Origin of the sequence: Vibrio breoganii (assembly GCF_001677275.1) — a bacterium.
GTDB lineage: Bacteria > Pseudomonadota > Gammaproteobacteria > Enterobacterales > Vibrionaceae > Vibrio > Vibrio breoganii.
Genome location: NZ_CP016177.1, coordinates 1,251,785 through 1,267,100 on the forward strand (window position 1 = coordinate 1,251,785; position 15,316 = coordinate 1,267,100).

At 43.4% G+C, this 15,316-nt stretch carries 16 protein-coding genes and 2 pseudogenes; 9 read left to right on the top strand and 9 right to left on the bottom strand.

The genetic code is table 11. From position 1 onward, the window contains the following. Positions 1-67: 67 nt before the first annotated feature. From A6E01_RS05860 to A6E01_RS05875, 4 genes are all read left to right on the top strand, one after another. Positions 68-865 carry a Cof-type HAD-IIB family hydrolase gene (locus A6E01_RS05860; protein WP_065209790.1) on the top strand — a complete coding sequence of 266 codons (798 nt, stop codon included), beginning with the start codon at positions 68-70 and terminating at the stop codon, positions 863-865. Positions 866-1,084: 219 nt separating this feature from the next. After that, on the top strand, positions 1,085-1,483 hold the full coding sequence (locus tag A6E01_RS05865) for a helix-turn-helix domain-containing protein (RefSeq protein WP_065209791.1): 399 nt from the start codon (positions 1,085-1,087) through the stop codon (positions 1,481-1,483). 103 nt (positions 1,484-1,586) lie between these two features. Further along, the gene (locus tag A6E01_RS05870) at positions 1,587-1,973 is read left to right on the top strand and encodes a DUF4345 domain-containing protein (RefSeq protein ID WP_017027554.1); all 387 of its coding nucleotides are present in this window, start codon (positions 1,587-1,589) and stop codon (positions 1,971-1,973) included. Positions 1,974-1,982: 9 nt separating this feature from the next. Next, positions 1,983-3,485, top strand: a complete 1,503-nt coding sequence (locus tag A6E01_RS05875) for an arylsulfatase (RefSeq protein ID WP_017030747.1) — start codon at positions 1,983-1,985, stop codon at positions 3,483-3,485. A 90-nt stretch (positions 3,486-3,575) separates the two neighbouring features. Here A6E01_RS05875 and A6E01_RS05880 read toward each other — a convergent pair whose 3' ends face one another. Beyond that, on the bottom strand, positions 3,576-4,088 hold the full coding sequence (locus A6E01_RS05880) for a glycine cleavage system transcriptional repressor (protein WP_017030746.1): 513 nt from the start codon (positions 4,086-4,088) through the stop codon (positions 3,576-3,578). A gap of 270 nt (positions 4,089-4,358) precedes the next feature. Here A6E01_RS05880 and fabV point away from each other — a divergent pair, with 270 nt between their 5' ends. The 3 genes from fabV (at position 4,359) to A6E01_RS05895 (ending at position 7,037) form a co-directional block, all read left to right on the top strand. Then, complete coding sequence (fabV, locus tag A6E01_RS05885; RefSeq protein ID WP_065209792.1) at positions 4,359-5,561, top strand: enoyl-ACP reductase FabV; 1,203 nt, start codon at positions 4,359-4,361, stop codon at positions 5,559-5,561. Between the two features lie 159 nt (positions 5,562-5,720). After that, positions 5,721-6,674, top strand: coding sequence for a carbon-nitrogen hydrolase family protein (locus A6E01_RS05890; protein WP_065209793.1), 954 nt, complete (start codon positions 5,721-5,723; stop codon positions 6,672-6,674). Positions 6,675-6,842: 168 nt separating this feature from the next. Beyond that, the gene (locus A6E01_RS05895) at positions 6,843-7,037 is read left to right on the top strand and encodes a DUF1059 domain-containing protein (protein ID WP_017027558.1); all 195 of its coding nucleotides are present in this window, start codon (positions 6,843-6,845) and stop codon (positions 7,035-7,037) included. 115 nt (positions 7,038-7,152) lie between these two features. Here A6E01_RS05895 and A6E01_RS05900 read toward each other — a convergent pair whose 3' ends face one another. Continuing rightward, entirely contained in the window at positions 7,153-7,680 is a 528-nt protein-coding gene (locus A6E01_RS05900) for an aspartate-alanine antiporter-like transporter (RefSeq protein WP_038132791.1), read from the bottom strand. A 19-nt stretch (positions 7,681-7,699) separates the two neighbouring features. Further along, positions 7,700-7,897: pseudogene (locus A6E01_RS21225) on the bottom strand (IS3 family transposase); the annotation flags it as partial. A gap of 80 nt (positions 7,898-7,977) precedes the next feature. Here A6E01_RS21225 and A6E01_RS05910 point away from each other — a divergent pair. Continuing rightward, a protein-coding gene (locus tag A6E01_RS05910; RefSeq protein WP_102477418.1) for an IS3 family transposase occupies positions 7,978-9,101 on the top strand; the annotation gives its coding sequence in 2 pieces (ribosomal slippage) (positions 7,978-8,230 and positions 8,230-9,101; 1,125 coding nt in all). Between the two features lie 59 nt (positions 9,102-9,160). Here A6E01_RS05910 and A6E01_RS05915 read toward each other — a convergent pair. Next, positions 9,161-10,140: pseudogene (locus A6E01_RS05915) on the bottom strand (IS3 family transposase); the annotation flags it as partial. Between the two features lie 140 nt (positions 10,141-10,280). Between A6E01_RS05915 and A6E01_RS05925 the strand changes: the two are divergent. Next, positions 10,281-10,640, top strand: a complete 360-nt coding sequence (locus tag A6E01_RS05925; RefSeq protein WP_065209795.1) for an HPF/RaiA family ribosome-associated protein — start codon at positions 10,281-10,283, stop codon at positions 10,638-10,640. Positions 10,641-10,738: 98 nt separating this feature from the next. Here A6E01_RS05925 and A6E01_RS05930 read toward each other — a convergent pair whose 3' ends face one another. The 5 genes from A6E01_RS05930 to A6E01_RS05950 form a co-directional block, all read right to left on the bottom strand. Beyond that, positions 10,739-12,112, bottom strand: a complete 1,374-nt coding sequence (locus tag A6E01_RS05930; protein WP_026026088.1) for a YjiH family protein — start codon at positions 12,110-12,112, stop codon at positions 10,739-10,741. Between the two features lie 307 nt (positions 12,113-12,419). Continuing rightward, positions 12,420-13,523 carry a phosphoribosylaminoimidazolesuccinocarboxamide synthase gene (locus tag A6E01_RS05935; RefSeq protein ID WP_017030741.1) on the bottom strand — a complete coding sequence of 368 codons (1,104 nt, stop codon included), beginning with the start codon at positions 13,521-13,523 and terminating at the stop codon, positions 12,420-12,422. 139 nt (positions 13,524-13,662) lie between these two features. Next, positions 13,663-14,037 carry a hypothetical protein gene (locus A6E01_RS05940; protein ID WP_065209796.1) on the bottom strand — a complete coding sequence of 125 codons (375 nt, stop codon included), beginning with the start codon at positions 14,035-14,037 and terminating at the stop codon, positions 13,663-13,665. Between the two features lie 131 nt (positions 14,038-14,168). Continuing rightward, a complete protein-coding gene (locus A6E01_RS05945) occupies positions 14,169-14,360 on the bottom strand; it encodes a hypothetical protein (protein WP_017027543.1) in 192 nt (63 codons plus the stop codon). A 173-nt stretch (positions 14,361-14,533) separates the two neighbouring features. Continuing rightward, on the bottom strand, positions 14,534-15,217 hold the full coding sequence (locus tag A6E01_RS05950; protein WP_017030739.1) for a DUF2786 domain-containing protein: 684 nt from the start codon (positions 15,215-15,217) through the stop codon (positions 14,534-14,536). Positions 15,218-15,316: the final 99 nt, after the last annotated feature.

Below are 15,316 nucleotides of genomic sequence, written 5' to 3' on the forward strand. Positions count from 1 at the left end.
TATTTCATTTACCAGTGAACTTAGGTACTTTGTAGTCTTCGTTTTACGGTTTCTGGTCAATCTCGTCATGCCTCAATTACAAATCAAATTCATCGCCGCCGATATGGATGGCACACTCCTTGATGAACATAGTCAGCTTAATCCTGAATTCTTCGACATATTTGAAAAGCTCTACGACAAAGGAATCACCTTTGCGGCCGCATCTGGTCGTCAGTATTACAGCTTGATTGATATGTTTGCCTCGGTAAAAGACCGTATGATGTTCATCGCTGAGAACGGCACTATGGTGATGCACTTGGGGCAAGAGTTGTATAGTTGTGAGATCGACACGCCAAGCGTAAAAGAGATTATCAAATCTGCACGACAAATTGACGGCACCTATGTGGTGCTGTGTGGTAAACAGTCGGCCTATATTGAAACTGAAGATCAGCGCGCTTTAGATGAGATCAAAAAATACTATCATCGTTGTCAGTATGTCAGTGACCTTTTGGCGGTCGATGATGAGTTTATTAAGGTTGCGATCCTTAATTTTAATGGCTCTGAAGAGCTTATCTATCCCAGCTTTAGTGCGCAGTTTGGTGAGTCACATCAAGTCGTAGTCAGCGCGAAGATTTGGTTAGATGTCATGAACAAGCATGCCTCCAAAGGCGCGGCGATTAAACACCTGCAAAATACTTTGGGCTTCACATTTGAAGAGACGATGAGTTTTGGCGATTATTTGAATGATTTAGAGATGCTCAAAGAAAGCTATCACTCTTATGCGATGGCCAATGCACACCCTAAAATCAAAGAAGTTGCACGCTTCTGCGCGCCAAGTAATGTAGAAGCCGGTGTGCTGACAACCATTAAAGAAAAAGTGCTATAAGCCTCGCTTTATCTTTGCTGAGTCATCAAATCTTTTATAAAGAGCAGTTTATCTGCTCTTTTTTGATCTGAAAGCGTCTGAAAACCGTGATAAGGAATTACGTTTATTTCTGTTTGTATGTCATATGCAAACGCAGATCTCGAAACAACATAGTTATGCCCGTTTAATTTCGCTAAGGTGATTTTTACATAAGAGGGAATAACTAAGTGTTTATAAACAATGAGTAAAATCACCAGAGCTTTAGAGTACGTGAACGAACACTACACACAACGCATTACCGCTGATGAAGTGGCGAACTACTGTGGCTGTTCAGTGTTCTATCTACCAAAGCTATTTAGAAACCATATGGACATGTCCTATCAAGACTACCTAACCTTCAAGCGCATTGAGCACGCCAAAAAGCTCTTGGCAAAACCTGGTCATTGTAAGATTGCGGGAGTAGCGTATGACTCCGGCTTTGTTGATGACACCTATTTTTGTCGCATATTTAAGAAGAAGACCAGCCTAACGCCGACCCAATATCGAAGACAGTATCTTGAAATACAAAAGCGCGAGCAAGAGATGTATGCGGGGCGAGATATGGCTGTGCAGCAGTCGTTCTTACTGGAACAGGCCTAGAGGTACTAATTCAAAAAAAACAAAGCCTTAATCATAAAATTCTGGATAAAGAGTCATTCTCTCCTAGGCTATGAATACGACTTAGCTAAAGAAGTGAGGGGAAATGAAGGCTCAATCTATTTTCTTATTAGTTGCCTCGGCAGGCCTGCTACCAATCGCGCTTTCCTACGGCTTAATGCCAACACAATCTCTCTCTTTCCTGTTCAGCATTGATGCTGAACCGGTCAACGTTCGTCATATTTTCCGAGCAGTGATGGGGCTTTACTTAGCCCTGCTGTCATTTTGGATTATAGGGGCGCTGTATGAAAAGGTTCGCTTACCCGCATTGTATAGCCTGACGGTTTTTATGTTGGGGTTGGCCTCGGGTCGTCTACTCAGTTTAATTGTTGATGGGACAGCTCATTGGCTATTGGTGGTGTATTTGATCTTGGAAGTTGGTTTTGGCGTTGTGGGTATCGCAATGATCAAGAAAAGTGAAAACAAAGTATAAGGAATAACTATGAAAAGGACGCTTCGCTGTTTGTCTTATCTTCTGCTCGGGTCGCTATCTTCAGCGGTCTATGCTGCCCAAGACAAGCCCAATATCTTTGTTATTTTTACCGATGATATTGGCATCTCAAATCTAAGTGCTTATCACAATGGCGTGATGAGTAGTGACACCCCCAATATTGATAGTATTGCTGAAAAGGGAATGTTGCTCACTGACTATTATGCCCAACCCTCTTGTACCGCAGGACGCTCCGCCTTTTTGACAGGACAATTTCCGGTCAGAACTGGTATGCACTCTGTTGGGCTTCCTGGCGGACCGGTAGGACTGCATCAAGATACTCCGACATTACCTGAAATTTTGAAAACCATGGGGTATGCAACAGGCCAATTTGGTAAAAATCACTTAGGTGATAGAGACGAGTTTTTGCCAACGATGCACGGTTTTGATGAATACTGGGGTTGGCTATACCACCTCAATGCCATGGAATACACAGAAGATCCGGATTGGCCTAAAGATCCGGCTTTTCAAAAGTTTGCCCCACGTAACGTTATTCACGCAACATCAGATGGTAAGGGTAATCAAACCATCAAAGATGATGGGCCGTTGACGATTGAGCGAATGCGAACCTTAGATGATGAAGTAAACAAACACGCTATTAACTTCATTGAGCGAGCAGTGAAAGCCGACAAGCCGTTCTTTACTTGGTATTGCCCATCAAGGGGACATGTGTGGACCCATCTTTCACCTAAGTATGAAGCCATGCTTGGTCAAAATGGTTGGGGATTGCAAGAAGTGGTCATGAAGGACTTGGATGATCATGTGGGAGAGATGCTCGCTAAGCTTGAAGAGTTAGGGGTAGCCGACAATACCATTGTGATGTTCACCGCGGATAACGGCCCTGAGATCATGACTTGGCCTGATGGTGGTATGACGCCATTTAAGAGTGAGAAGGGCACGACTTGGGAAGGGGGTGTTCGCGCGCCAGCACTGGTCAGTTGGCCTGGCAAGATCCCAGCAGGAACCGTGAATAATGGCATCTTTGATGGCATGGATTGGTTGCCTACCTTTGTTGCCGCTGCTGGTGGCCCGCAAGACCTGAAAGAGAAGATGCTAACGGGGCATGAAGGCTTTAAGGCGCACCTTGATGGTTACAATCAGATAGAAATGTTGACCAAAGATGGTGAATCAAGTCGTAAGGAGATCATCTACTACGAGCGAGACAATCTACAAGCGGTACGTTACCAAGATTGGAAGGCACACTTTGTCGTGCAAAATGAGGGGTGGAGTGGTCCTAAAGAAGAGTTGAACGCACCTTTGTTATTTAACTTAAGACGCGATCCTTACGAAAGAGCAGCAGAAGAATCTGGAATGTATCTGAAGTGGATGGGAGAAAAAATGTGGGCCTTTGGACCTGTGCAAGCCGCGGTTGCGCAGCACAAAGCGACATTTAAAGAATGGCCAGCCTTAACACCAGAAACACCAGCGCAGAGAAACGGTGGAGTTGGTAACTAACACTGTTAAAACTATAAAAGCTCGCTTTCATAAGCGAGCTTTTTCGTTTTATCTAGCTAAACTAATGTTCTAATAAGCTAGGGTTGCCTTTCAAGCCTCGACAACAACTCGAGTGTCTTCGCTAAGTGATTCTAGTTCTCGTGTTACATCATCAACATTAAGTTCTGCGGGCAACTTCAAAGCCAATTCAGCTGTGAACAGGCTGGAGCTTACACCGCCACCACCGGCGATAAACACACGATGACAGTCCATATCTAGGATACTGATACCTTGACCATCAAGGACTTGGGTTATTTCATTGACGATACCAGCTCGATCGGTAGAGTCGACTCTGAGGCTAAATATCTCCTCTTTATCGTGCAAAGAGGCATCAGCGTCGGTGAACTGACAGACAATATTCTCTGTGCTACTGAACGCGCTCTTAACTGTTTCTGCGTTGTTCGCTGGTAAATCAACCTTGATCACCCCAGCAACTTGTTGGTCGATGAAGTTAACCTTACTGATCAGCCACTTGCCGCCGTTTTCGTGGGTGATTGCGGAGAGGCGCTTAATCGTCGATGGCGATGCAGTGCCGATGAAGTTCACGATAAATGTAGTATGCATGGTGGTTCCCCCCACAGTTTTGATAAGTCTATGAAATTCAAAACTAAATAATTGATATCTCTAGTTTAGAAAACAATACAAAGGCTTGCATGATATTGGTCAAGAATTCACTCAACACATTGATTTTAATGTGAGAACTTAGATCTCAAATGTGTCTAATTTGCTTATAAGTGCTCCAACCACTGGCTATTAAGGGCAGATCTTCTATAAATAGGGTGAGATTTTGTGGAGAACCTTTTATGCTACGCAAGTTTATTTAAGGAAGTGAATATGATTATAAAACCTCGAATTCGTGGATTTATTTGTACCACAACACACCCAGTGGGCTGTGAAGCTAATGTAAAAGAACAAATCGCTTACACTAAAGCGCAAGGCCCAGTTGCGAACGCACCTAAACGTGTTCTAGTAGTGGGTTCTTCAAGTGGCTATGGTCTATCTTCTCGTATTGCTGCTGCTTTTGGCGGTGGTGCTGCGACAATCGGTGTATTCTTCGAGAAGCCGGCAACAGAAAAGAAACCAGGCACAGCGGGCTACTACAACGCTGCGGCTTTCGACAAGCTAGCTCATGAAGAAGGCTTGTACGCAAAAAGCTTAAATGGTGATGCGTTCTCAAACGAAGCAAAACAAAAAACGATCGACCTTATCAAGGAAGACTTAGGTCAGATTGATATGGTGGTGTACTCACTGGCTTCTCCAGTGCGTAAGTTGCCAGAAACTGGCGAGTTGATCCGTTCATCTCTTAAGCCAATCGGCGACACTTACACCTCTACTGCGGTCGACACCAACAAAGACCAAATCATCGAAGCAAGCATTGAGCCTGCGACCGAAGAAGAAATTGCAGATACCGTTACTGTAATGGGTGGTGAAGATTGGGAATTGTGGATCAATGCTCTTTCTGAAGCGGGTGTATTAGCTGACGGTTGTAAGACTGTGGCGTACAGCTACATCGGTACTGAGCTGACATGGCCAATCTATTGGGACGGTGCTCTAGGCCGCGCTAAGATGGACCTAGATCGTGCTTCAACAGCATTGAACGAAAAGCTATCTGCTACTGGCGGTACAGCAAACGTTGCAGTACTTAAGTCTGTTGTAACGCAAGCAAGCTCGGCTATTCCAGTAATGCCTCTGTACATTGCAATGGTATTTAAGAAGATGCGTGAAGAAGGTGTACACGAAGGTTGTATGCAGCAGATCTACCGCATGTTTAGCCAACGCTTGTACAAAGCAGATGGCACTGCCGCTGAAGTCGATGAGAGCAATCGTCTACGTCTAGATGATTGGGAACTTCGTGAAGACATCCAGCAGCACTGTCGTGATCTATGGCCTCAAATTACCTCTGAGAACATCAGAGAGTTGACTGATTACCAAGAGTATAAAGACGAGTTCTTGAGCTTGTTTGGTTTTGGTGTTGAAGGCGTGGATTATGAAGCTGACGTTGATACGCTAGTAGACTTTGACGTTATCGATATCTAATTAGCGGTATCTAAAATACAGTGAAGCCCCAGTTGTTCTTTGAACGACTGGGGCTTTTTTTGTGTCTAGCCAACTCGTTTTAATTCTAACGAAGCACCAATTTGCTGGTTGTTTTATGAGCTATCCTTGTGGTGGGCTGATACAAAGCAGGTGCAGAGTATGAAAGTCAAAGTAGCGATATCGCAAAAGCCACCAGTACTGTTGGAATTGGAAAATAGTATTGAGGTTGCTTTAAACATTATTGAAGAGGCTGCCGAGAAGGGCACCCAGTTATTGGTTTTTCCCGAAACCTTTTTACCCGGTTATCCGACGTGGATATGGCGGTTAAAACCAGGTGGAGACATGGCGTTGGGAAATGAAATTCACAGCAGATTGCGCAGTAATGCCGTTGATTTGCATCATGGAGGATTGAATAAGATTTGTGGTGCTGCGAAAGCGCACAATATGGTCATTGTTATAGGGTTCACTGAACTTGATTCCGAACATAGTGGTAGTACCTTATATAATTCCGTCGCGGTTATTGATGTTGATGGCACTATAGTGAATCGTCACAGAAAACTCATGCCGACCAATCCGGAAAGAATGGTTTGGGGTATGGGTGATGCGTCCGGATTGCATGTTGTTGAAACAGCAGTGGGTCGAGTAGGTACTCTTATTTGTTGGGAGAATTATATGCCTATGGCGAGATACGCACTGTACGCTCAAAACATCGACATTTATGTGGCGCCAACATGGGATAGTGGCGAAACTTGGTTAGCGTCAATGAATCATATAGCTCGAGAAGGGGGGTGTTGGGTATTGGCAACCGCGACAGCGCTTCATGGCCGAGATATACCTGAGAACTTCCCTAGTGGAAGTGAGCTATTCAGTAAAGAAGAGTGGATTAATCCTGGGGATGCAGTTGTTGTTAAACCTTTTGGTGGAGTAGTAGCAGGCCCTTTGCATGAAGAGCAAGAGTTATTGTATGCCGAAATTGAAACAGAAGAGTCAGCGAAGTCACGAAAAACTCTTGATGTTTCAGGTCATTATAACAGACCGGATATATTCCACTTTGAAGTTGATAGGCGTTCTATGGCTCCTGTAACCTTTTGGGATGATGGGGACTTTGAATAGACTATAATTACTTGGATAAGAATACGTTTCTTAGAAGCAGAATAAAGGTTAAGAAAGGACTTCTCAATAGACCGCGTATTTGTGTTATTGCGGACGATTTAAGAAGCGCAAGATAGATTTGGGTACCTTGCCTTGTCGTATAAATCTCTTCGACTTAGGAGATTGATTATGTCTAGATACTATATCGATTGTCGAGATTACCCTGGAGAAATAAACTGCTCTGTTGCGTTAGCCGCAGACTCCAAAGAAGAGTTACTGCTAGCGGTGGTTGAGCACGGTACTAAAGTGCATGGATATGAAGACACCCCAGAGTTTCGTGAGCAGATAGTGAAAGAATTTAAAGAAGGCACACCTCCAGTGTAAACATTCTGAAGTTTAGTTTTGCCGTCTCAGTGAGGCGGCTTTTTTGTGCTTGCCAATACACAAAAAAGCCCCTTACCGAAGTAAGGAGCTTGAGTTAAGGGAGTGTTTATTATTCTTAGTAGAACAACACCATAAACATACCCATCAGAGTTAGTAGCGTATTGGATACAGCATAAGGCACTGTGTAGCCAAGCATTGGGATATTGCTTTTCGCTTTTTCGCCAACCATAGCCACAGATGCTGTACTGGTACGAGCGCCGCCACAGACACCTAGGTTGATAGCTGGGTGGAACTTGAAGATGTATTTACCAATCAATGGTGCAAGTAGCATTGGAATAGCCGTTGCTGCTGCGCCGATGACGAATAAGCCTACACCCGCATTTTTTAGACCAGCAACAAAACCTGGGCCTGCTGAGATGCCAACGATAGCGATGAATACGTTCAGGCCAACTGAGTTCATAAACCATTGTGTTGGCGCTGGAAGGCGTGCAAACGTTGGATGAACTGAGCGTAACCAGCCCAAGACTAGACCGCCAATTAACACGCCACCAGATACAGATAGCGTTACTGGAGCACCATCAACATTTACCGCTAATGCACCCAATAGGCCAAACACAACAATGAATAAACCAACCCAAACCATATCTGTTTCGGTGTAGTGGTCAACTAAAATTGGCCACGTCTTTATAAGTTTCCCAGTACTGCCTCTCCGATTCATTCGGTGTTAGACCACCATTGTACTGGTGCGGTCTGATTTGGCTGTAGTATCTAATGATGTAGCCAACAATGCTCTTCCAAGCTTCAGATAAACTACTGTAGCCACTGGCTGGCACCCACTCAGTTTTTAGGCTTCTAAAGAAGAGAAGTGGTCCCCGATTTTCGGACATGACTTTAAGTGATTGATCTGTTTTGATAGTACCCAGAAATACTGGAGCAGATTATGACTAGAAAACGCAGAAACCACTCTCCCGAATTTAAAGCTAAGGTGGCATTGGCTGCCGCTAAAGGTGATAAAACTGTCGCTGAGTTAGCACAGAAGTACAACCTGCACCCCAACCAGATCTCAACATGGAAGAAAGAGCTGCTTGAAAATGCAGCCATGATCTTTGCCTCTGAAAGTCAGTTGGGCAAAGACAATTCTGAAGAAGTGGACAAACTTCACGCTAAGATCGGTCAATTGACCATGGAAAATGATTTTTTGGCGAAAGTGCTCGGTCGTTAGATCGAGCACAGCGAAAGAGTTCGCTGGATAAATCCACCCAACTACCGATAAAGCGCCAGTGCGAGCTTCTTAATATTGCTCGCTCTACGGCTTATTACCAACCCATCGGACTTTCTACTGAGGAGATTGAATTGCGTCGAATGATTGACGAAATTCACCTTCAGTATCCGTTCATGGGCAGTAGGCGTGTTCGAACTGAGCTGGCTAAAAAAGGCCATAAGGTTAATCGCAAGCGTATCGTTCGGATCATGCGTGAAATGGGCATTGGAGCGATTTATCCCAAGCCAAAAACGACACTGGCGAACAAAGCACACAAGGTTTATCCCTACCTATTGCGTGACATCGAAGTTACTTACCCCAACCAAGCTTGGGCTATTGATATCACGTACATTCCGATGGCTAAAGGGTTCCTGTACTTGGTTGCCATTATCGATTGGTACAGCCGTAAGGTGTTGTCTTGGCGCCTCTCGAACACCATGGATACAGGCTTTTGTATTGATGCTCTTGAAGATGCGCTTCAACACTACGGACCACCCGATATCTTCAACTCAGATCAGGGCAGCCAGTTTACCAGTACTGAGTTCACACAGAAGTTGCTCGACCATAGCGTACGGATCAGCATGGATGGGAAAGGCCGTTGGATCGACAACGTTTTTATCGAGCGATTATGGCGAAGTCTGAAATATGAGGAGGTTTACTTAAAAGCTTACACCACGCCCCGTGAAGCCGAACTTGAAATCGGCCACTACATGGTGTTTTATAATGAGGAGCGTAACCATCAAGGCCTCAATGACCTAACCCCTGATGAAGTCTACTTCGGTAGGCAGAGATACGCTGCATGAGCTGGATCAACCACTTAAGGAATTAGCTTATGTGTCCAACCATTGGGGTCCACTTCTAAGCGTTCCATTGGACTGTTATCCCAGCAATTTCCTCGTCGAGATAGACTCTGTTTTATCTGATATCGCCAAAGCACTTGGCGGTACTTACCACTCGTATAATGACTCCCTTGATCACTGTGGAATAACACATTAGAGGGCTTACCGCGTGACTCATAGGCCATCTTAAGCGCCTTACCTGTCAGTTGGCTATCGGGCGAAAATGACATCGCCCAACCGATTGGTTTACGTGCAAAGAGGTCGATTACAACGGCAAGATAACTCCAACGATTTCCGGCCCACACATACGTCACGTCGCCGACCCAGACCTGATTAGGAGCAGTCACAGCGAATTGCCTATCTAAATGATTTGGGATTTCAATGTGCTCCTGAGCTGCTTTGCTGTAGCGGTGTTTAGGAAGTTGTCGGCTAACTAATCCAAGCTTTTTCATCAGCTTAGTCGCTCTGTAGCGAGAGAACTTGATGCCCGAGTTCGTTATGATACTGGCAATGGTTCTCGCACCGGCTGAGCCGTTACTAACGCAATGAGCTTCTTGGACTAGGGCTCGTAGACGGACATCTTCTTCAGATTGAGTCTTAGGCTTCTTACACCAATACTTAAAACTGCTTCGATGGATACCGAACACTTTACACAGCTTGGCAACGCTGTAGCTCTGTTTGAGTTTCTCGATTATCGAGAATTGTTCAGTGAGTCCGACATCAACAGAGCAGTAGCCTTTTTTATGATTTCATTGTGCTCTTCCAGTTCAGCAATCCGCTTTTTAAGCTCACGGATCTCGATCTGTTCAGGGGTGAGCGGTGAAGCTTTTGACGTGACACCTTGCCTCTCTTGCTTGAGCTGTCTCACCCACTTGTCCATGGCTGACTTGCTTACGTTCATCGCCTTCGCTGCTTCAACAACGGTATAGCCCTGGTCAGTGACTAATTGAGCGGCTTCTAGCTTAAATTCGGGACTAAAAGTTCTTCTTGTACGTTTTGTCATAGTTTCACCTGTTGTGTACGAGGTGCATTCTAGCACCTCTAATCAGGTGGCCAAATTAACTATGCCACTACAACTCAACCCATGCTCTTGTGCCACAGATACAAGAGCATTAGTTAGCGATAAAGAAGTAGGAAAAGAAGATGCAAATCACCAGTCACAATGTAGACATTTCACCTCAGGTCAAATCCCTCATTGAAGAAGGCTACATGAGTGTTCATCAGTTTAATTTGTATATATTACTGCTTAAATGCGATGTGAAGTGGCATAAGAATCTAGGGACTTATCAGGTTGCTTTGAAGATCTATCTACAAGATCAAACGTTTTATGTGGTGCATTCAGACCCTAAGTTGGAAACTGCGATTGATAATGCCTTCTGTTCATTGCAAATGAAACTAGCCAAGCATGAAGATATGTTGGGTATTAAGAGGCTCTTCCGAAATAAATTAGAGCAAGTGATGTGTTGGTTAAATCTCGGCCACAAAAAAAACGTGAGCTTCTAGATAACAGACAGAGTGAGTGATGTTGAGGGCAGAGCGTGAAGGGTGATCAAAAAGACCCCATAATGCAATGTATTACGGGGTCAATTATTAGTGACAACTTAGAAAATAAGGTGCCCGCACAAGGCAATAATCGGTAGTGTGATTAGTGTTCTCAACACAAAAATGGCCATTAGTTCGAATACATTTACCGGAATCTTACTTGATAGAATCACAGAGCCGGTTTCTGACATGAAAATTAACTGTGTGATAGATAGCGCAGCAATGACAAACTTTGTAAGGTCGCTATCAATGCTAGAAGCCGCAATAATCGAAGGGACATACATATCGGTGAAACCCACTAGAACCGTTTCCGCAGCGGCTGTTGCTTCAGGAAGGTTTAGCATTTCCAATACTGGTACAAAAGGAGCACCCAACCAAGTGAATATCGGAGTGGCTTCTGCAATGATCAAACCTACAGTACCGACAGCCATAACCACAGGTAAAACGCCAAACATCATATCCAGTGCGCTGTGTAATCCCTCTTTTGCCACTGACGATAAGCTCTTCACTTTACTCGCTCTTTCAAGAGCGAGTTGGTAACCAAACTTAACCGCAGATTGTCCTTCAGGGATTAGTTCATCATTGCTGTTTGGCTCAGTGCCATCAATATAGGTATCTTTTTTGTAGCTCAGTGGTGGCAAGAACTGAATAATCATTGCCGCTACCACACCTGACAAACAGATAGTGGCATAAAAAGGCACAAAGTAATTTTCCAAGCCTACTTGTGTCAGAACCACCAGTGAGAAAGAGATACCAACAGGTGAGAACATAGTTGCGACAACGGCAGCTTCACGAGTAGTGTATTTTTTCTGCTCATACTGTTTGCTCGTAAGAAGAACGCCCACGGTGCCGTCACCAAGCCAAGAAGAAATGCAGTCGATAGCCGCTCTACCAGGAAGACGGAACACCGGGCGCATGACTTTACTTAGTAGAGTGCCAAGAAGTTCAAGTAAACCAAAGTTTAACAATAGCGGTAGTAGCAAGCCTGCAAAAAAGAAGGTAACAAATAATGAGGGCAGGAGATCATGCAATACCAATCCACCAGTATTACCATTCCATATTAACTCAGGACCAACTTGATGCAGTGCAGCTAGCGTGAACAAAGCGCCTAGCACTCTTACTACAACCCAAGACGGAGAAAGAACAAAAAGGCGGCTGAGCAGAGTTGATTGGACAATAAAGTTAGGCTTAAGGACGTTCGCAACTAAAGTGGCAAAAGCGGAGAAGCAAATTACTGCGGTAACAGTAGGTAAAATGGCATCTCCAAGTACACTCTTCACACCTTTCGCCATCAATGCCAACGGGAAAGTGAAGCTATCCGCTACGTTCAGCGGTGCCAAAAAGAAAAACAAACCCAATAGGGAAGGGATAGCAAACATCAATACGTTTCTTTTGTTATTAACCGTATTGTTCGCTACTAAAATATCGCTCATCTACAACCTCATGATGACTATTTATTCACTTAATGTGAATCTTAAAACGTTGGTTGCGATTCTACACAGTAAGGTTAAGTGCGCAAGAAATTATTTATATAAATATGCATTTTAACTGAATTTAAAGTCACTAGATGTTGATTGTGTCTGTGGTGTTACTGGAGTGTTTCGGCTTGGTTTTGGTTATGTTTGTTTGATGGGTTGGTTTTGGTGTTCTAATGGTAAATAAAAAGACCCTCAATAATTAGTATCTAATTACTGAGGGTCTCTGTTTATTGTTTATGACAAAGCCATAAAAATGCAACTTCTAATCAATTAAGCCATATTCTTTGCTTAAGATTTCAACAATCTCAGACTTTGGATTGGAGCTTAGTTTGATGGCATTGCCTGTGATCTTTTCGGCAATATTGGTATACGTTTTTGATAGATCCATCATCGCTGAAAGTGGCAGTTCATTATCGTTTGCCAATGCTTCACGCTCGTTCATGCGGTCTTTGTTTAAGAGGATATCTGGATCTGGGAAGTGGTTAAGCAAAAACTGACGGAAACCTTCTTTAGAGTTTTCCACAACTTCACCATTCTTATAAGCTTGCTCATCCCAAATACGAGAAGAATCAGGCGTACCTACTTCATCCATGTAGATAAGCTTTTCATTTCCTTTGCTATCCGTTACGTAACCAAACTCAAATTTGGTGTCGACAAAGATCTGTCCAATCTTGGCAAGTTCGTTGTCGATAACGTTGAAGCCTTCTTTGAGTAGCACTTCGTATTGATCGACATCTTCTTTAGCTAGGAAGTTGAACGAGGCATAGTTGTCCAGTAGATCTTGGCGTGTGATATTGACGTCATCAACTTCAGGGACATTAGGTATGCCCTTTAAAATGCCTTTAGTCGATGGAGTAATCAGTAGGTCTTGTAACAAGCCATCTTTAATTAGGCTTTCAGGTAAATCAATACCACAGAAGTTACGTTCGCCTTTCTCATAAGCACGCCACATAGAGCCTGTGATGTACTTTCTGCAAATGGCTTCAACCATCACCGGTTTAGCTTTTTGTACAATCCAAACTAGGGGGTGGGGGATATCGAGAATGTGGCTATCTGCTAGGCCATTGTCTTTAAACAGCTTGAACCAGTGATTTGAAATTGCGTTCAAAGCTGCGCCCTTACCAGGAACACCTTTTAGGTTCTCTTCACCATGCCAAATACAATCAAATGCTGAGATACGATCGCTAATAACCATGATAGCCAAAGGTGCATCATCAGACACATCATAGTTTTTTTCTTTGATTAAGCGACGGCTATCTTCATCAGTTAGCCAATATACAGAACGCACCTTACCACTGTGAACAGGCTTGTCCGTGCGGATAGGCAGGTCATCGTTAACGTCTAATACTTGGTCAGCAAGATTCATAATTTATACCTAATAGGGCAAATACTGATGCGAATAATACACAGATCATTTTCACTATTCCAATAGAAAAGCAAACGATTGCGCCTAAGGTATTTGCAAAGGGGAGATTTCCCCTTTGGTATCTTAAATTATTGTTAACTTAGTGAAGGTATTGAGTATTTGACGTTGAGAAAAACACATCACAATCATGATCTTTACCTAATTGCTGTAATTGTTTCTGAGCGACAGCGTCAATGTTACCACTAGCAACGACGGCACTCGCGTTACCTGAGGTGATGGCTTTGATGACAACTTCCATCTCGTTGCTTTTGTTCGAAGGCTTTAACTGAATAATTTTTTCGCAATCTACACTGTATGTTTGAAGGTCTTTAAGTTCAGGCAAATGGGTCTGCGCTGTAAACAGAATCCACTTACGGGCAGAGGATGCTTTAGCCAATCGCTCGAGGTTACAAGGCTGATAAGCGCTAGGTGTAAGACTTAAAGTATTGCTGTTATTCAGGTTTTGAAAGTGCATTTACTGTATCTCCATACATACTGTATGAATAAACAGTAATACTGATTCGGTTAAAGATCAAGCTCAACAATTAAAATTTGTGCATAAAAAAACCCAGCGCTAGGCTGGGTCGTTGATCTTGCTCGAGGAGCTTAAGCTCTGTGTCCGCTTAGAGATTCTTTTTGCGGAGTGACTCGTTCTTCATGATTGTAGCGTTTCACATCGATTAGCGCGGTTTGCTTACAGGAGCCACAGCTAGAGTTGACGAAGCCGTCCATGTAAGTCAGTTTTTCGACAAAGGCTAATTTTTTACACCAATCGCAATGTGAGAAGGTTTTTTGCATACCGTTAATTACTCCATAAGTATTTGCATGTGATACTACCTTGTTTAATTTCGAGACAAGCTAGCATCGTTATTTCGATCCTCGCTACAAGGTTAGGTACCTAATATTACACTACGAAAGCATAAATGTTAAATATTTGTTTAATTTCGTAACATTTAATTGTTATTGAGCGTCTATTTAAGCAATTTTTTTGCTTGCGCCCCTTCTACCGGACGACTTACCGACAGGGTTCTACCTTTCTTTAGTCCCACTTCGTAGTCAGCAGTGAGATTCTTCATTGCTTCTTGAAGTTGCTTTTTAAAGGTTTCACGATCGATATTCTTAAATTCTTTATCGATATAGTTTTTAATCTTTTTATCTGATTCGTCATCGGGAGCGATAAGAGGCAGTTTTTCTAGAGCGCCTTCTATCCAACCGGATAAAAATGAGTTTACGCGCTTGGTCACCTCAGAAGCAGGAGTACCAGAACCTGCAAAGCTGTTTCTGAATTTACCCGTATGTTCATTCATCTCTCGATAAACGACATCGAATGCAAATGCAGCGAATATAGCGCGATCAGCTTCGCCAATGAACTCTACTCGTTTTAGACCTTTGTGGTTAAGTAGCACAGCTTCAACACCAAATCTGGTATTAATCCCACGTATGATTCGTAGAATATTACTGCCTACGTTTGCAGGAAGCAGATGAGAGGATTGGGTTTTACCCATTTTGATGAACTCAATATCGTCTTTTTCAAGACCGTATTTGAGCATAAGGTTGTGTGCCATCTTGATGGCATTAGCCGCCTCATTAACATTGGCTGAATTTCCCAACTCAAGACACTTTGCTATTTTTTTCAACGCTTTTTGCTTGTTCATGCTTTCTCGGTACTGCCAAAAGGGGGACACATTTTACTCCTTTTTTAACGACTCTGAAAGCCCAATTTGTGACCATAGTCTCAAGTGGTTTTTATGCAG

Excerpts from the sequence above, each read along its gene's own strand:
- A6E01_RS05860 (WP_065209790.1), top strand. The coding sequence starts at position 68 with ATGCCTCAATTACAAATCAAATTCATCGCCGCCGATATGGATGGCACA.
- A6E01_RS05865 (WP_065209791.1), top strand. The coding sequence starts at position 1,085 with ATGAGTAAAATCACCAGAGCTTTAGAGTACGTGAACGAACACTACACA.
- A6E01_RS05870 (WP_017027554.1), top strand. The coding sequence starts at position 1,587 with ATGAAGGCTCAATCTATTTTCTTATTAGTTGCCTCGGCAGGCCTGCTA.
- A6E01_RS05875 (WP_017030747.1), top strand. The coding sequence starts at position 1,983 with ATGAAAAGGACGCTTCGCTGTTTGTCTTATCTTCTGCTCGGGTCGCTA.
- A6E01_RS05880 (WP_017030746.1), bottom strand. The coding sequence starts at position 4,088 with ATGCATACTACATTTATCGTGAACTTCATCGGCACTGCATCGCCATCG.
- fabV (WP_065209792.1), top strand. The coding sequence starts at position 4,359 with ATGATTATAAAACCTCGAATTCGTGGATTTATTTGTACCACAACACAC.
- A6E01_RS05890 (WP_065209793.1), top strand. The coding sequence starts at position 5,721 with ATGAAAGTCAAAGTAGCGATATCGCAAAAGCCACCAGTACTGTTGGAA.
- A6E01_RS05895 (WP_017027558.1), top strand. The coding sequence starts at position 6,843 with ATGTCTAGATACTATATCGATTGTCGAGATTACCCTGGAGAAATAAAC.
- A6E01_RS05900 (WP_038132791.1), bottom strand. The coding sequence starts at position 7,680 with ATGGTTTGGGTTGGTTTATTCATTGTTGTGTTTGGCCTATTGGGTGCA.
- A6E01_RS05925 (WP_065209795.1), top strand. The coding sequence starts at position 10,281 with ATGCAAATCACCAGTCACAATGTAGACATTTCACCTCAGGTCAAATCC.
- A6E01_RS05930 (WP_026026088.1), bottom strand. The coding sequence starts at position 12,112 with ATGAGCGATATTTTAGTAGCGAACAATACGGTTAATAACAAAAGAAAC.
- A6E01_RS05935 (WP_017030741.1), bottom strand. The coding sequence starts at position 13,523 with ATGAATCTTGCTGACCAAGTATTAGACGTTAACGATGACCTGCCTATC.
- A6E01_RS05940 (WP_065209796.1), bottom strand. The coding sequence starts at position 14,037 with ATGCACTTTCAAAACCTGAATAACAGCAATACTTTAAGTCTTACACCT.
- A6E01_RS05945 (WP_017027543.1), bottom strand. The coding sequence starts at position 14,360 with ATGCAAAAAACCTTCTCACATTGCGATTGGTGTAAAAAATTAGCCTTT.
- A6E01_RS05950 (WP_017030739.1), bottom strand. The coding sequence starts at position 15,217 with ATGAACAAGCAAAAAGCGTTGAAAAAAATAGCAAAGTGTCTTGAGTTG.